Genomic DNA, 15,775 nt, shown 5'->3' on the forward strand with positions numbered 1-15,775 from the left:
TAATTTTAGGTTTGAGATGAACTGACCACCTGCTTTAAGACCGATTGTTCGCGATCCATTTAACACAGCATTTGGGCAATTTAAATCATCTTTCCTGAAATTTGTAACACAAGTGTAGTTTTAAGTGTTTTATCTGCGCTTTAAGCTCAGCACGCTGAGAAAAAAGCTGGACAGAACCATCTGCAAACCGACAGTCAGGCAAGTGAGCGAGGGAATAACCAAACGCAGAGTTTTAGAAGGGTCTAGAGAACCGAAAGCTGTTTCCTTCCAGATAGTTAATGACAAGAACGAGCCAACTATTCCGATTAATATCAGCGTGACTCCGACAATCAATCCTGTCTCTAGGGTGACATAGCGAAATATTGTGTTGAGTTTCGGGTCTTCGGGCAGCAGTTTTTCACTGATGGCAAAAACTTTGGTGAAGAAAGCGAAAGTTACTCCTTGAAAACCGATGATAATTGCGATCGCAGCATACAGCAGCGTATGCACGTCAAAGCTGATACTCCCGATATTTTGAGAACCGGGCAACAGCCAAATGCCCACTATTAGACCCACAATCATCAGGAAAACACCCGGATACAAGAACAGCCATCGGGGACTGTAAAGCAGCAGAAATCGCAAGTGCCGCCAGCCATCTCGCCAAGTTCGCAGGTGCGGCGGACGGCTGCGGCCATCGGGAGAGAGTACGGTTGGGACTTCTGTGATTCCCAACTTGTACAGAGAGGCTTTAACGACCATTTCGCTGGCAAATTCCATCCCCGTTGTTTGCAAGTCGAGTTTCAAAATAGAGTCTCTCCTGAAACCCCGCAATCCGCAGTGAAAGTCGCCTGCTGGACTGGAGAAGAATAACTGCCCCACCCAAGTAAGTACCGGATTCCCTAAGTATTTGTGCAGTGGTGGCATTGCCCCCGGTTTAATGCCCCCTTGAAAGCGGTTTCCCATCACTAAATCGCACCCTCCGCGCAATTTTTCGACAAAGGCGCCGAGGTTAGAAAAGTCGTAGCTGTCATCGGCATCGCCCATAATGATATAGACTCCGCGCGCCGCGATTATGCCACCCATCAGGGCGCTACCGTAGCCCTTGGCTGCCACAGGTACGACTCTGGCTCCCATTCTCGTAGCGATATCTTGAGAACCGTCAGTGCTGCCGTTGTCTGCTATGATGACTTCACCGGCAATATCAAGTTCGCCCAGCGATTTCAGCGCCTTCTCTATGCAGACTTCTAAAGTTTCTGCCTCGTTCAGGCAAGGCATGAGTATCGATAATTCGAGAGTGTATTCCCCGCTTGCGTTAGTCTCTTCTGCCATATGTTTATTTCACTATTGTTCGCGATCGACAATAGTTGCATTTCCAGTATGTATGTTTAAAATATGGGTGTCGAACAAAACTCAATAAAACTTAATCAAAGCGGTTTAGGAGAGTTTTTTGCGGGCCATTCTCGAGCTGTAGTATTATGTGGGTGAACTCATGAATAGAGGCGTTTTTCTGGTTCTGCTTGCTGCCATTTTGTGCAGCGTCTTGGGTCAATTTACTCTGAAGGCTGGAGCTAAAATTTTAGGGCCGATCGGCGCTGCTAATTTAGTAGAAAAAGTTATAGCAATGGCTACTCAGCCTTTGATAATAGCAGGTCTTTCTCTGTACGCAATTTCTTCGATTGGTTTTATCGTAGTTTTGTCCCGCGCTAACATTAGCATAGTCTCGCCTTTACTGTCAATTAGTTACTTGTTTACTGTTTTGGGTGGCAAAATTGTATTTAACGAGCCGTTGCCGCCACTACGGTTGGTAGGTGTGGCGCTAATTATGACGGGAGTAATTTTTGTACTCAGAGGTCAAGCAGGGGGTGCCCCTGGCGGCAGTTAGCGATTACTTTTGACATTGACGCTTGAGTGCGAAATTGATAACTTAACTCAAAGGGTGCGTCTAAGTGTTCTGTTATTAGATAGATCCAAGAACCTACAACTTGTGCGCCAATATTTTGAAAAATATAGAAAATGCAATTCTAGACAGGATTTGTACAGGTACACTATATTTGTGCCTGCACAAATACGAAGGCTACTAATTGACACAATATGGCCTCACAAGTTGGTGAGGATTTAATTAAAACAGTATAAGTAGGATCGCGGAAGTTTACAGAGATCGCGATCGGCGAGTGAAAGACGATCGCGCCTGCGTCACCATAAAAATTTTAAGTACGAGGGCGATGAGAGCTAAAATAATTAGTGAACTATCGAGGAAAATATGTCAATATCTCATTTAACCAGGTTGATTATTGTCAATATTTACGGTTGGAGTCAAATCAACTACGGATTAACCGATTTCTACCAGTTTTACAGGAAGTTGCATACAATAAAGATTCTGTTGAGAGGGCATCGGGATGGCAGCCAAATTGATAGGGCGATCGCCGTAAGTGCACAGGAGCAACAACTAAAAACCAGTCGGATCTAAGCTTTAATGAGCCGTTGCAAATGTTGTGGGGGCTCATAAACAAGACAAATCATATCAAGTCCGCTAGTACCGGACTTGATATAAGGGGTAAGGGGTAAGGGATAAGGGGCAAACGAATAACTAAAAACAAACAAATAAGCAATAACAAATAACCAATAATTAATTCCCAATTCCCATGACTAATGAGTAATTATGATTCATATTTATACAAAAATCCAACAGGGTCAGCGGTGGCTCGATCGCTATCGGGGACGAAAACCGATATTTGCCTGCGTGTTAGGATTTACCGCTACTGGCTTAATTCCGGGGATTTCAGCAGCAGGAGCAACCCCGCACGATCGACAATTTACTTGTTTAGCCGATGCAGAATTTTTGTATAACGGCCCCCAACCGTCGCCCCAATATCCTTTGCCACCCTTAGAAGCGGGTGCCTCGCCGGTACTAATATCTCGCGCTGTAGTCGAAGCTTTGGAACTTCCCCTTTACCTATTTAATGCTGGTTTGCCCCTCCCACCTCCGGTACCTGCAATTGATTTGGGCGGCACTCCGGCAAAGTGTCTGATTTCTGGGAATGCTTTAGAACTCGAAACAGTCAAACATTTGCTCGAACAAGGATTAATTTGGGGAGCTAAATTGGCTGCTCAAACTAATGGCAGCTATTTAATTTTAGGGGAGTGCGTAGTTGGGGGAACGACTACTGCTTTGGGCGTGTTAATGGGTTTGGGTATTGCAGCGGCGGGCAAAGTTAATAGTTCTCATCCTCGCTGCAATCACGCTCAAAAATTGGCTGCGGTGACAGCGGGACTCAATAATGCTGAGTGGGAAATTGGCGGACAAAACAGCACTCCCCTGGAATTGGTAGCGGCGGTGGGCGATCCGATGCAAATAGCGGTCGCGGCAATGGCGATCGCCGCGAGTCGGACTTGTGGGGTGCTTCTGGCCGGGGGCACGCAAATGCTGGCAGTGTACGCTTTGATGCAAGCCTTAGCCAGGGAATATGCTCTGGTATGGCGTCCCAAACAAGTTACGGTGGGGACTACACGCTGGGTGGCCCAAGACCCTACAGGAGACACTGTAGGACTTGCTAATCATATCGGCGGTGTGCCTCTGTTAGCCGCGCAGCTAAGTTTTGCTGGATCTCGCTACGGGCAACTGCAAGCTTACGATCGCGGCTATGTTAAAGAAGGTGTCGGTGCGGGAGCGTGTGCGATCGCCAGTGGCCTGACTGCAAATTGGACTCCTCCTCAACTCCTCCAAGCTGTCGAAGCTTTAGCCTCGCGGTGTGAAATTAAACATTAGAGAATCCTGGAGGCAAAAAACCAGGTTTTTACTGAAAATATTGGGGTTTTGCAGCGATGAATGCACTCCCAAACCGGGTTTTTAGTTTTCTGTGCGTCCAGGAATCTTAGGAATTAAACATTAAAAATTCAGATGCGCTGATCGAGCTGCGAACATGGTTGTGCTGCTCACCCAGCGTCGTTTGCGCTGAATAATTATATCACTTTCTGTAGCATTTCTGCTCTCAGATTTACAGAATTCCCTACACAATATCTGGCTTGGATGCAGTATTCCCCCTGCTAATTGCGGGAGATAAAAAACTCTATGCAAGGAATCTATAAGTAGATGAGCATAAATCAAAACAACTTGTATTTTTTTTTGATTAGTACCCGATCCCCGCTAGCAATATTTAATTAGGCCCGCCTAGATGTTGCGAGTGCATTCTTTTCGAGAGCAACTGTTCTTCCAAGGCGGCAATTCGATTGTAAGCTGCTGTTAGCTGAGCTGTTAAGCGCTGGATTTGAATCTCTGCGCTCAGCTCTTTTTCCAAGCTTTGAGAATTCTTGTCGAAGTAGCTGTCATCTAACAGTATGTCTTTGTGTTCGAGGAGGCCGTCGAGACTGCTGTAGCTTTGATAGGGCGAGGTTTGGTCATTTCCTAGGGTTCCAGAGCGATCGTTTCTCTGTTGCTGGGTCAGCTTCGTGTCCTTGGCAGACTCCAAGAACTTTTCATTGAGGTTTTCTATGAGTTTGTAGAGGGCATCGACTTGTTGGCTCAATACTGTAACTTGCTGGCGGAGCGCTTCCATACAATCATCCTTTGGCTCGTAACTTATATCTTTACATTGTAGGTAAATCTTTACATAACTTGGATTTATCACTAAATTATTTAATTTTTGACGTAATTGTTGTGTTCCCAATCCTGACGGTAGATTCAGGGAGCCAGCTTGAAGATAATCGCTCGCCATTCGTGAGTCGATTGTAGATTGTAGATTTTAGGTTTTACATAGTCTGGGACACAGGAACCAGGTTCGTTAACCCCCATACTTCGTTCAAACCTTCAATCAGAGTTAAAACGTCGGGTTTCTGAGAGTCGGATCGCAGAGCGTCCTATTAGATTGACTTTGCTCTCGCCAGTGCTTTCAGGATTCAGATGAATGGATTTTTAGTTTTTTTAGTTATTAAGCTGTCGCCGATTTAAAAAGGATTTTTTACTTCGGTTGTGTAAAAAGCGTCATCCAACGGCAGATGGCAGCGCTCTCGTTGTTTCGTTATATTAAAAAATGTAACACAGATGCAGTCGATCGACCCGGCTGGCGAGCAAAACTGGCTCAAAGGAACTTGGAGCAGAGAAATTAGGCGTTAAGTTGACAGAGTTTTCGGCATCGGAAAGCTCGATCAACTAGGTAGAAGGTAAAATCAGGGCAAGAGTCCAACAGACTCAGACCGCAGCAGAACCGAGTACAATGGCTCTGTGTTTGAGGAAGAAATAAGACAAATCGGCGCCAACTACCGGACTCGACAAACAATTATTTCCCGGGCTGTAGAACACAAAACGATCGGTCACTATTTAGAAAAGCGGATTCACAGGTGAAACGAAGGTCTTTGCTATTGGGGGCCGCCACCCTAACTTTAAGTCAATTGGCGGCAGGGTGCGAGTCGAAGCCCATTCTCAAAATTCGATCGCTCAAAAATGGTATTCCGGCCCAACTGGTAAGCAAATTTAGCCGCGATGTACAACCGTCTCCGCTTTTGCAGGTAACGCAAGAAGGACAATTAAAAGAATTATTCGCCCTGTTGCAGGAGTGGAAACAGGTTCCCCAATCAAAAAATCAAGCTAACTTGGTGATGTTGGGAGATTACTGGCTGACTTTGGCAATTAGGCAAAAATTGATTAAGCCGATCGATCCTGCTAAGTTTGCTAATTGGCCGCAATTGCCAGAAAGATGGCAAAAACTCGTCAGGCGCAACGATGAGGGTAAATTAGATCCTCAAGGTAAAGTGTGGGCTGCACCTTACCGCTGGGGAAGTACGGTAATTGCTTATCGAACCGACAAATTTAAGGCCTTGGGGTGGACTCCGACAGATTGGAAAGACTTGTGGCGATCAGAATTACGCGATCGAATTTCTCTGCCAGACAGTGCCAGAGAAGTTATCGGTTTAACATTAAAAAAACTCGGAAAATCTTACAATACGCAGCAATTAGATCAAGTCCCAAATGTTAAAAAAGAACTCGAAAATCTGCACCAACAAGTTAAACTTTATAGTTCTGACGCTTACCTACAACCATTAATTTTAGGCGATACTTGGTTGGCAGTAGGTTCCTCTGGGGACTTGTTGCCGCTGCTGCAAACTCAAAAGGATATTGCTTTAGTAATTCCAGTTTCGGGAACAGCACTTTGGACAGATTTGTGGGTAGAACCAGCATCAGGCAATCCAGTTTCTTTAGTGGAAGAATGGATTGATTTTTGCTTGCAGCCTCGGGTTGCTCCTCAATTATCTTTGCTGGCTAAGGCTAGTTCGCCGATAATTATCGGCATGAAACCCGAGGATTTGCCGGAAGCTGTTCGCACTAATTCTGTGTTGTTGCCAGATGCGAAGATTCTTGCTGCTAGCGACTTTCTGCTGCCGTTTGGGGATGCGGGGATTGCCCAATATCGCTCGCTCTGGCAAGAAATTCGGCAAGTAGTGAGAAGTTAAAATGTAGAGTGCGTCAGATATTGATTGATCGATTATCCAGAAAATTACTCGCGACTGACGCACCATACTAAAATCCTTTCACCCTTCCTCGAATACCCGGATTTGAGAGAGATTCTAAATCAATGCGACAGTTAAGCCGATCGCCCTTGCACGAATAAACTGCCAAAGCAGTGCCTTGACGGTTGCAAACTCGCACATTGTAACCATAATCGTTGGCGACAGTGCCAAAGCGGTTAACAAACTGATAGCGTTCCATATAATCGAGCAAACTCCAAAGTTGGCGGTTGACTATGATAATTACCCAAGTATTGCCGGGATCTACAAACCAGCGATCGAGCAATTTTCCGCCATAGAGTTTTTGAGCTAACCACAGACTCGGCACACTTTTTTCGGTTTGCGAAAGCGGAGGCGGCGGGAAATTAGCAGCGTTGCCAGTCGGGCAGCTCGGCTGCTGGGAATATGCGGCAGATTGTCCCCACAGCAAGGCTCCGAAGCACGAAGAACCCGCCATAAGCAACAAAAATAAACTTTTTGTCAAAATGCAATTCTTGCGGGGATAAACATCGTATTTCATAATTATTGTTGGCTTTTTTTTTATATGTTCTGTTGGTGCGGGTTTTACCAACCATTCATGTCGGAAACTAGCCATCTAGAAAACCAGTCCCCGCATAGGAGATAACCTAAATCAACCTTACATCTTATTAAATGGAAAAGATGTACATTGCGATTTTTTGTTGTGTGGTGGCAAGTTTATTAGATTGTTTTTTTTTGCTTTTATTGTTGGTAAAACCCGCCTCTACAGTCATGTTAAAATTCCGATCGCTTAAACAATGAAGCAGGCAGACAAGCAGTAAAAGTAGAACCGCAATCTAACTCGCTAGTAACTTCAATATCGCCGCCCATCATCTGACAAAAACGCTGGCTGATAGTCAGTCCCAAACCCGTACCGCCGTACTTGCGAGTAGTTGAATTGTCAGCTTGAGTAAAAGGTTGGAACAGTCGCTCTTGCTGTTCTTGTGTCATGCCGATGCCCGTGTCCGTCACTCGGAAAATTAAAAAATCTGCATCCAAAATTAACATTTGAGCAACTCTCGGTTGATATTTATTTTTTAATTCTTCACTGGTAATTCTTTCAACAGTAACCACGATCGTCCCATTAGCAGAAAATTTAGCAGCATTGCTGAGCAAATTCAGCATTACCTGCCGCACTTTCATCAAATCGCCGTGCATCGCGCCGATATTGTCAGAACTCAATACTTCCAAAGTATTGCCGTTTTTATCCATTAGCGGTTTGATAGTTGTTACCACCTCCTCGATTAAGCCTCCAACATCGAAGCTTTCGAGGTAAATCTCCATCTTGTCAGCTTCAATTTTGGAAATGTCGAGAATGTCGTCAATTAGGCGCAGCAAGTGTTTGCCAGCAGTGCGAATTTTGTCTAAATCCGAGACTACCTCTAAGTTGCCTAACTCTTCGGCATCTTCCACCAGCATATCGCTGTAGCCGATAATCGCGTTGAGGGGAGTGCGTAACTCGTGGCTCATGTTTGCCAGAAAAGCACTCTTGGCGCGGTTGGCGAGTTCTGCTGCTTCTTTGGCCAACTGCCACGCTTCCTCCGCATCTTTGCGTTCGGTGATATCCCGCAGTGTCGCCACTACGGCTTCGACGCTGCCGTCTGTCGCACAAACCGGACTGAGAATGTACTCGTAGTCGCGGGTTCCCCAGTTTGCCGTAGGGACAATTACTTCGCCTTTCTTGGGCTCGGCTGTCACAAATATGGCGTGGCATTCTTGGTGAACCCGCTGCATAATTGTTGGCGACCAGCCTAATTCCTGCCAGGTTTTGCCAATCATTTCTCTGGGGTTCATGCCGGCCGCTTGAGCGGCGGTGCGACTGACATAGGTGTATTTTCCCGATCGATCTACTAGAAAAATTAGGTCAAGGGAGGCACCTAGAATGCCGTCAACTGTTCTGGCGTGTCGGGCTACCTGAGCGGTCATTTGTCTGACTGTGATGGCGCCGCGGACTCTGGCGGCGAGTTCAAACCGCAAGAGTTCGTTGGCTTGTTTGAGGAATAGGGTGCGCTGTTCGACTTCTATTTCTAGTTCTGCTTTGGCTTTTTCTAGGGTGAGTTCGGCAAGTTTGCGATCGCTCACATCTGTAGAAATTGTACCGACTGCATAAGCTTTACCTTCGGAGTTGCAGAGGGGAAATTTCAGAGAAATATAAGTGTGCGGGCCGTCGTCTTGAGGAATGATTTCTTCGATGGTTAGGGGCGAGGAGGATTCGAGAACTTTCAGGTCATTTTCTCGCAAGGCTGCTGCTTTGTCTGGGGGAAAAATATCGCGGTCGGTTTTCCCTGTTATTTGCTCTTTTGCGATGTCGAACAAATTGTCAAAATGGCGGTTGGTGAGCAGGTATTTTCCGTGAACATCTTTGATGTAAATTACTGCTGTTGAGTTGTCTAAAATCGCTTGCAGCAGTGCTTCGCTCTTTCGCAGGGCTTTTTGAGTGTTTTGGCGATCGAGTATTTCTGGCTGCAATTCCAAGTTGAGGCGATTTAAGTCTTGCCAAGCTTCCTGGACTAGATTTAAGGCGATCGCGCTTTTTTCTAGTTGTGTATTTACCTGCCGCGAGTGGTTTGAGACGGAGTTTTCTGGCAATTCTAGGGGTTGGAAAGCGAGCGGGATGTGGGGATTTGCGATCGAGCGTTGGCGAAGTGATCGAAGAGGATCGCCCGCAATTTTTTTATATCGAAAATCGACTGCTACTTGACCATCTAAACTCGATTTTTTAGGGAATAAATCGGGGAATTCGCCGAAATTTAAATTGTCATAAATTCGATCAAACTTCCGGGGTCGCTGCTGCGGTTCGGCGGTGGAGTTAGATGCCCAATTCCCGTCTGCTGTTGATAAATCTGAGTTTGTGGGTTTGGCAATCCGGCGGGTGACTGCAACTGCCAAGGCGAAGGGGACAACGGCAGCCGCAGACAGTGCCAGCAGCCAGTTATTGACCCACCAAGTTTCGATCGAGGTTTTGGGGATGAATCGCACTAAAATTGCTGCGGGTTTTCCCGCTAAATTGCCAAGGGATTTGGCAGCTACTGCATAAGTTTGACTGCCTGTTTGTACGTTTCCGGCGACTGGTTTGCCGCCGGCGGCGAGTGCAGATTTCAGCAGCGATTTCTCGACCAGCAAGTCTGGTAACTGTTGGTTTTTTGTAAATGTTTGCGAAGCCAAAACAAATTTGCCGTCAGCCAGCGGTGCGTAGATAGCCTGATATCCCCCGTCTTGTAAATTGAGGGCTTTGCTGCTAGCAACTACCGACGTTTTGCTAACAATTTTTCCTAATACTAAGGCAGCAATCACTGTCTGAGTTTTTGGATCTTTTATGGGAATTGCTGCGTAGCGGACGAGAACAGGGCGATCGCCCTTTCCGGGCGGCAAAGAGCCCAATTGTTCCTGAACTTCTGATTTGGCAATGATTTCGGTAGCCGTAATTGGCTCTTTTGCAGCGAATGCTCGATCGACTATTTTTTGCAGGTTAAAACTTTTTCCCTTCTGTTTGGAGTTGACGCTAACCACAATCTGCCTGTTTTTTCCCACTAAGGCCGCGCTGTCTATTTCCCCTGTTTTGACTTGATTTTCCAAAATTTGCTTGACTGATTTTCGCAAATCTGATGTTGTTTGTTTACCGCTGTTGTAAGCTAAGGCTGTTTGGACGATCGTTTTGCTGTCAGAAGAGTTTTGCAAACGGTCGGCGGCGCGATCGAGTTGGAGATTGTAGTTAATTTCACTAAGGCTCAGTTCGGATTTAGCTTGATTTTGCAGTTGATTGCTTCCAACTGCCGATGTTAGCCAAAGTGCTGCTGCCGTTAGTCCGACGGGCAAGATTGTTTGTAAAGTCAGCAGTCCGATTAGCTGTTTTCTGGTAACAGATAAGTTGTAGGTACACGGCTTGAAAGCTGCTTTCAATCTTCTTTCGGAAGTCGCCACTTTAGTTTGCTGCAGACAATTTGGCTGGCTGTCGTTTAACTGAGTAGGAGCCATAGTAGTAAATACGGGATCGGTTGTAGATGACAGGCCATCAATTAATCGGGAAGGGAATCAATGTGAGATTTGAGATTTTAGATTTTAGACTTCGGCGTGAGCGCTCAGCCGAACGATTTTATATTTTATATCGAGTTCGCTTAATCACTCATCATAAAATTGTTAGCTCTCGCCGGGGGCAATAAAGCAAGAAAATGACTGGGATATTTTTAAATAAATCAATTTCTCGGTGTTCAATCAGATTGTCTTATTTAGTTGTTTTTCCATATACTGTCGGCTCCTATTTAAAGTTTGTTGCGAGCAGACAGGGGACATGGGTGTCAACTTCAGACTAAAACCATTTGTATCTCTCGTTTATAGCCGAGTCTCGCTCCCCGTAAATCCCCCTTAAGAAGGGGGACTTTGACGCTCTTGTCCCTGGGGGGTTAGGGGGGATCGGGAAGACTATGAACTCAAACAGTAGATTGGTACAACATAAGACGTTAAGTGGACACCAATGCCTGCAGACAGTCCGCAAGCTAAGTAGTTTTTCGATCGACTGTATCGTAAATTCACTTAAACCAAAGTTTAACGTAATTATTGCAACACTTAGATACGCTCGATCGCCTTTTCCCTGCTTGACCTTTTTTCAATCCCACAACCGCCTGCCTGCTTTGCCACCCAGTCGCTGGTGAGTATCTTTGAGCAGGCTGGGGATGTCTAACTCTTCGGGACACCGGGGCAAACATTCGCCACAATCGGTGCAGCGGTTGCCTTTGCTGCCGGGAAACCAGTGTCCGGCATTTTCAAACATGGCGTAGCGGTATTTGCCAAAGTCAGTCATGTCGCACCCGACGGCGAGATTGCGAAGTCGCAATACTTCGGGAATGTTGATGTTCTCCGGGCAAGGCAAACAGGCATAGCACTGGCTGCATTTGTCGGTTTTCAAAGTGGCTGCAATAACCGATTCTAGCCGATCGAACGCAGCGATTTCGGCGTGGGTGAGGGGAAAGTCGCGATCGGCATATTTCAGAGGTTGCTCTAATTCGGTCGCATTTGCAGCCCCCACACTCAGAGTCCCAATCCTAGTATCGCTGAGTAAAAATCGATAGTTCAACTCTAAAGGCGAGAAAGGCGAGCACAATTGTGCGAGAGTTTCCGGAGGCGTGTAGAGTTGCCCTCCTTTATCGGCTGGGGAAATGATGAAAACGCCCATGTCTTTGTGCTTGGCGAGTTCAATTGCCGGGGCGTTGCGCTGAAAAAAATAGTAATAATGCAGATTGACAAATTCAAACAAATCTGTATTGATTGCAGCCAAAATCAGATCCAAAGGCCCGTGAGTCGAAAAGCCGACGTGCCGAATGCGACCATCAGCCAGGGCTTTGCGTACAGATTCCATGCAGCCTGTGGGCGATCGCACCCAAGCCAAATGTTCCCAAGTATTCAAACCGTGAATTGCCAGACAATCGATATAGTCTATATTCAGGCGTTTGAGGGATGCGTCGATGCAGCGTTCCATTGCTGCTGCATCCTCGGTTGGGGAAATTTTTGTAGTGACGTGAAGGCGCGATCGATCGACAGACAAACCAGCCGAAAGGGCCGCGCCAAGATATTCCTCGCTGCAACCGTAACCAGCCGCAGTTTCCAGGTGATTGATTCCCTGAGACACCGCCTGTTGTACAGTCTGACAGGCAGTTTCCTCAGAAGCCAAATAGCGCATGGTTCCCAAGGAAAATACCGACAGGTGCAACTCCGTTTTGCCAAACCGTCGATAGCGCATAAAGGTTAGGAAGTTTCGCCCGGGCTGAAGCCGCTTCTCTTAATCAAATCCTCTGGACGCAGGTTTGAGATAAATTCCCGGAAGGCCCGGCGTTCGGCCTCATCAGCATCTCGATCGACCGGTATCGAAGCATCGGCGACGACTTCTTCCATCACCCAGATGGGGCAGTTCGTTCGCAGGGCTAGGGCGATCGCGTCGCTAGGTCGGGCATCGATCTCTTTTTTAACTTCTCCCTGACGGACGATCAGGACGGCATAGAACGTGTTATCTTGCAGCGAGTGAATAACTATGCGCTCCAAGGTAAGACTCCATGCCTCTAAAAAATTGACCATCAGATCGTGAGTTAAGGGCCGAGGAGGCTTGTGGCCTTCGATCGCGCTAATAATAGCCTTTGCTTGCTCCTGACCGATATAAATAGGCAAAGCCCGTCGCTCAGTAGCGTCTCTCAATAGGACAATAGGACTGCGCGTGGCTGCATCTAAGGCAATTCCAGCGACTTTCATTTCAATCATTCGATCGGCCTCATAGAATTAAGAAACTGTAAGGCAGTAGAGAACTTGGACATAAAGATCACCTAAATCCAGTATGACTTGATCTTCGCCTGAATCTGCAACAGATATGGGACTGTCGATTTTAGATTTTAGATTGACTCCGGGGGACAGGGGGACGGCAAAACCTCCTGTCTCTGGTTTGTCCCTATGGTTTGATGTAAATAAGCGATCGACTACGGAAAAATACTTATGTTTACAGGACTAATTCAATCTCGGGGAAAGCTGAAGTCGCTAGGCAACGATTATTTCCAAATTTCCTGCACATCAAACAACTCCTACCCGATTTTACAAGATTTAGCCATTGGGGACAGCGTAGCCGTGGATGGAGTCTGTTTAACGGTAGTGGAAGTTCTGCAGCAAGGTTTTGTCGCCGTCGCTTCCCCAGAAACCCTCCGCCGCACTACTCTGGGATCATTCCCCGATGCTTTGGTGAACCTAGAAACCTCCCTGCGCGCCGGTAGCAAATTGGGGGGACATTTTGTGACGGGGCACGTAGATGCGATCGGCACTTTAGCCACATCAACCCAAACCGCCAACGCTTGGGAGATGCGGTTTACTGCCCCACCAGCAGCAAATTCGGGATGGCAACGTCAAATCGCACCTTACATCGTTTCCAAGGGCAGTATCGCCGTCAATGGCATCAGCTTAACCGTGGCAGATTGCGATGCTGACGGCAATTGGTTTGAAGTTGCTGTCATTCCCCACAGTTTTGGTGAGACAAACCTCAGCTATTTACAACCAGGAAGTTTAGTAAACTTAGAAGCAGATATTCTGGGCAAATATGTCGCCAAATTTCTCCGCAGCGGCTCAAAATCCCATCCCGAACCGTGGGAAGAAACCCCCACAATCAACAGTTTGGGAACAATTACACCAGAATTCTTAGCAGAACACGGATTTATTTAATCTTCGGGTGCGCGCGGCGCACATTGCTAAGATAAAAGTCGGCGGTTGAAACCGCTACTAAACAAACGAACTCCTAATTGCAAGCTCATGAAAATTCCATCATGGCCCGCGTGGTTTCCTTATCCTATCTCATGGTTAAGGGGTTTCGTTCTTTCCAGGAGCTTCGGCTTTTTTGTAATCAGTGGCATCCCAGAAGTTAGTAACACCGGTGATTTTTTCATCTTGCTGACGGTTGCTTGGCTGGTGCAGCCATTCCTGTTTACATTCCTTCACTACCTGAGTGCCACAACGATCGAAGCAGCTATCATAGGTTTACCGAGTCAAGTCCCGAACTACGATCGCATCCATCAATGGCTTACCAGCAAGCGGTGTTCGGGAACTTGGCGGCACTGGAGAGAAGGGTTAAATGCCTTCGTGGTTCTGTTCTTCGGCTTCTTCTTCTCGCTATTCGTTGGTGCACTTATTATTGCCGCCCCTTCCGATCGAGAATCTTCAATGTGGAAATTAACAATCGCCCTCTCCTGTTTGCCTGTTGCCACCGCTTACCTCTATCAATATGATCTTTGGGCGCGTCAGCGACGGGCGGCTAAGCAAGAAAAGCGATCGCAGAATTCCACCGCACCTGCTGCAAATCCAATAGAACAAGAACTCAATCAACTCAGGGCTGACGCTGGAGCAACTCGGATGCGACCTGTGAGACAAGCGACTCCCGAAGTTGCTGACTGGTACGTGTTCCGATCGGGTAAAGCCGAGGGCCCGTATACCGCATTGCAACTGTGGGAAGTTCAGAAAATTACAGATCGCACAAAAGTTAGGCGAGGAGAGGGTGACTGGCAACGCGCTGGTGAAGTTTCAGAACTGACCAAATATCTTACACAACAATAGACCTCTTGCAAAATATTTTTGTGCTATTATCGAAAGTTTAGCCAATCTTATAATCTAGCAGGCTGGGCAAGTTTAAGGAGATGCCAATCAACCCAATAATTCAAAGTTTGACCTAAACTTGAGCAAACTTTTAAGAATAACACATATTTTTTTTGCAATAGGTCTAAAGAATAAACTTGTAATTGTAGGGTGCGTAATCCGCGAATTATTTTATCAATAATTGACGGCTCAAAGCTGACGCACCTACTAACTCTTAATTCTCTCTCTGCGCTCTCTGCGCTCTCTGCGGTTCATTAATAAAAATCTATTCCTCAACAAAATTGTTTTTCTCCCAAAACAATCCCGCAGCAATTCCTGCCTGAGAAACTAAAAACAATGCAGCAATTAATAGCTTTTGAAAGCCCGGTGCGTGGAAAAATGGATAAGTTAGCAAATTCAGATAAAATGACGGATGTTGTAGTTTCCCATTAGCCCCGCGTTTCGAGATAATTTGCTGAAACAAAAAAGCACCTCTACCATAATTGAATTGCTGTTTCCAAAATTTGCGAAGAGTTAGTGCGTGTGAGTGATAAACTATAACTTCGGGAGCGTAAATTGCGGCATTGCCCGAATGCAACCACCGATCGCAAAATTCCCGGTCTTCTCCAGCCGCTAGAGAAAAAGTCGTATCAAAGCCGCCGATTTTTTGGAAAGCCTCAGCGGGAAGAGCAAAATTGTTAGAAGTGAAAAATTGCGCGCGATCGCCAATAGCATTATAGTAACTGTAAAGGTAATCGATCAGTTGCTGGCTGGCAGTAGAATAAATGTTATCCGGCAGCGCGTTTACAGTTCGACCTCCGATTAAGCAATCTGGTGTTTCCACAAATCGCTTTTCCAGATTTTGCAGCCAATCTACCCCCACAGTACAGTCATCGTCTGTAAACACTAAAAATTTGCCTTCTGCGGCAAAAGATCCAGTATTCCGCGCCGTTGCAGGGCCGGAGTTGGGTTGTGTCAGAAGTGTGATATTTAGCTGATTTTGAAAAGGCGAAATTGTATTTTCTACAGAAATTTCGGTGCTATCGTTGACCACTATAACTTGAAATTTATCGCGCGGATATTCAATTTCAACAAAAGACTGAAGACACGCCGCTAATTTATCGGGTCGATTGTAGGTCGGAACAATAATTGAAAATAGAGTTTTAGCTTGGTTCATGGTAACTAATAA

13 protein-coding genes and 1 pseudogene are annotated in these 15,775 nt (G+C 46.3%); 7 read left to right on the forward strand and 7 right to left on the reverse strand.

What is annotated here, in order from left to right; all coding sequences use genetic code 11:
• Positions 1-129: 129 nt before the first annotated feature.
• Positions 130-1,308 (reverse strand): glycosyltransferase family 2 protein, encoded by a 1,179-nt coding sequence (locus D0A34_18320; GenBank protein UNU20577.1) that lies wholly within the window; start codon positions 1,306-1,308, stop codon positions 130-132.
• 160 nt (positions 1,309-1,468) lie between these two features.
• Between D0A34_18320 and D0A34_18325 the strand changes: the two genes are divergently transcribed.
• The 3 genes from D0A34_18325 (at position 1,469) to D0A34_18335 (ending at position 3,745) form a co-directional block, all read left to right on the forward strand.
• The gene (locus D0A34_18325; GenBank protein ID UNU20578.1) at positions 1,469-1,861 is read left to right on the forward strand and encodes a transporter; all 393 of its coding nucleotides are present in this window, start codon (positions 1,469-1,471) and stop codon (positions 1,859-1,861) included.
• Between the two features lie 378 nt (positions 1,862-2,239).
• Complete coding sequence (locus tag D0A34_18330) at positions 2,240-2,446, forward strand: hypothetical protein (GenBank protein ID UNU20579.1); 207 nt, start codon at positions 2,240-2,242, stop codon at positions 2,444-2,446.
• Positions 2,447-2,638: 192 nt separating this feature from the next.
• Positions 2,639-3,745, forward strand: coding sequence for a TIGR00303 family protein (locus D0A34_18335; protein ID UNU20580.1), 1,107 nt, complete (start codon positions 2,639-2,641; stop codon positions 3,743-3,745).
• Positions 3,746-4,133: 388 nt separating this feature from the next.
• On the opposite strand, the gene D0A34_18340 is transcribed toward D0A34_18335, so the two are convergent.
• On the reverse strand, positions 4,134-4,532 hold the full coding sequence (locus tag D0A34_18340) for a hypothetical protein (protein UNU22359.1): 399 nt from the start codon (positions 4,530-4,532) through the stop codon (positions 4,134-4,136).
• A gap of 644 nt (positions 4,533-5,176) precedes the next feature.
• Here D0A34_18340 and D0A34_18345 point away from each other — a divergent pair.
• A pseudogene (locus D0A34_18345) lies at positions 5,177-5,317 on the forward strand (phycobiliprotein lyase).
• Positions 5,314-6,423, forward strand: a complete 1,110-nt coding sequence (locus D0A34_18350) for an extracellular solute-binding protein (GenBank protein ID UNU20581.1) — start codon at positions 5,314-5,316, stop codon at positions 6,421-6,423. Before D0A34_18345 ends, D0A34_18350 begins: the two are co-directional and overlap by 4 nt.
• A gap of 67 nt (positions 6,424-6,490) precedes the next feature.
• Here the strand turns inward: D0A34_18350 and D0A34_18355 are convergent, their stop codons facing one another.
• The 4 genes from D0A34_18355 to D0A34_18370 all read right to left on the reverse strand — a co-directional run bounded on the left by D0A34_18355 (position 6,491) and on the right by D0A34_18370 (position 12,741).
• Entirely contained in the window at positions 6,491-6,934 is a 444-nt protein-coding gene (locus D0A34_18355; protein ID UNU22360.1) for a hypothetical protein, read from the reverse strand.
• A 296-nt stretch (positions 6,935-7,230) separates the two neighbouring features.
• Positions 7,231-10,470: a PAS domain-containing sensor histidine kinase gene (locus tag D0A34_18360; GenBank protein ID UNU20582.1), complete on the reverse strand. Its 3,240-nt coding sequence runs from the start codon at positions 10,468-10,470 to the stop codon at positions 7,231-7,233.
• A 628-nt stretch (positions 10,471-11,098) separates the two neighbouring features.
• A complete protein-coding gene (locus D0A34_18365; protein ID UNU20583.1) occupies positions 11,099-12,229 on the reverse strand; it encodes an aldo/keto reductase in 1,131 nt (376 codons plus the stop codon).
• A gap of 5 nt (positions 12,230-12,234) precedes the next feature.
• Positions 12,235-12,741, reverse strand: a complete 507-nt coding sequence (locus D0A34_18370) for a bifunctional nuclease family protein (protein ID UNU20584.1) — start codon at positions 12,739-12,741, stop codon at positions 12,235-12,237.
• Between the two features lie 228 nt (positions 12,742-12,969).
• Between D0A34_18370 and ribE the strand changes: the two genes are divergently transcribed.
• A complete protein-coding gene (gene ribE / locus D0A34_18375; GenBank protein ID UNU20585.1) occupies positions 12,970-13,683 on the forward strand; it encodes a riboflavin synthase in 714 nt (237 codons plus the stop codon).
• 87 nt (positions 13,684-13,770) lie between these two features.
• A complete protein-coding gene (locus D0A34_18380; protein ID UNU20586.1) occupies positions 13,771-14,568 on the forward strand; it encodes a DUF4339 domain-containing protein in 798 nt (265 codons plus the stop codon).
• Between the two features lie 304 nt (positions 14,569-14,872).
• Here the strand turns inward: D0A34_18380 and D0A34_18385 are convergent, their stop codons facing one another.
• On the reverse strand, positions 14,873-15,763 hold the full coding sequence (locus D0A34_18385) for a glycosyltransferase (GenBank protein ID UNU20587.1): 891 nt from the start codon (positions 15,761-15,763) through the stop codon (positions 14,873-14,875).
• Between the last annotated feature and the right edge of the window lie 12 nt (positions 15,764-15,775).

The organism is Microcoleus vaginatus PCC 9802 (genome assembly GCA_022701275.1).
Lineage (GTDB): Bacteria > Cyanobacteriota > Cyanobacteriia > Cyanobacteriales > Microcoleaceae > Microcoleus > Microcoleus vaginatus_A.

Coding starts and splice junctions, on each gene's coding strand:
- D0A34_18380 (UNU20586.1), top strand. CDS start 13,771: ATGAAAATTCCATCATGGCCCGCGTGGTTTCCTTATCCTATCTCATGG.
- D0A34_18385 (UNU20587.1), bottom strand. CDS start 15,763: ATGAACCAAGCTAAAACTCTATTTTCAATTATTGTTCCGACCTACAAT.
- D0A34_18370 (UNU20584.1), bottom strand. CDS start 12,741: ATGATTGAAATGAAAGTCGCTGGAATTGCCTTAGATGCAGCCACGCGC.
- D0A34_18330 (UNU20579.1), top strand. CDS start 2,240: ATGTCAATATCTCATTTAACCAGGTTGATTATTGTCAATATTTACGGT.
- ribE (UNU20585.1), top strand. CDS start 12,970: ATGTTTACAGGACTAATTCAATCTCGGGGAAAGCTGAAGTCGCTAGGC.
- D0A34_18365 (UNU20583.1), bottom strand. CDS start 12,229: ATGCGCTATCGACGGTTTGGCAAAACGGAGTTGCACCTGTCGGTATTT.
- D0A34_18355 (UNU22360.1), bottom strand. CDS start 6,934: ATGGCGGGTTCTTCGTGCTTCGGAGCCTTGCTGTGGGGACAATCTGCC.
- D0A34_18335 (UNU20580.1), top strand. CDS start 2,639: ATGATTCATATTTATACAAAAATCCAACAGGGTCAGCGGTGGCTCGAT.
- D0A34_18360 (UNU20582.1), bottom strand. CDS start 10,470: ATGGCTCCTACTCAGTTAAACGACAGCCAGCCAAATTGTCTGCAGCAA.
- D0A34_18325 (UNU20578.1), top strand. CDS start 1,469: ATGAATAGAGGCGTTTTTCTGGTTCTGCTTGCTGCCATTTTGTGCAGC.
- D0A34_18320 (UNU20577.1), bottom strand. CDS start 1,308: ATGGCAGAAGAGACTAACGCAAGCGGGGAATACACTCTCGAATTATCG.
- D0A34_18340 (UNU22359.1), bottom strand. CDS start 4,532: ATGGAAGCGCTCCGCCAGCAAGTTACAGTATTGAGCCAACAAGTCGAT.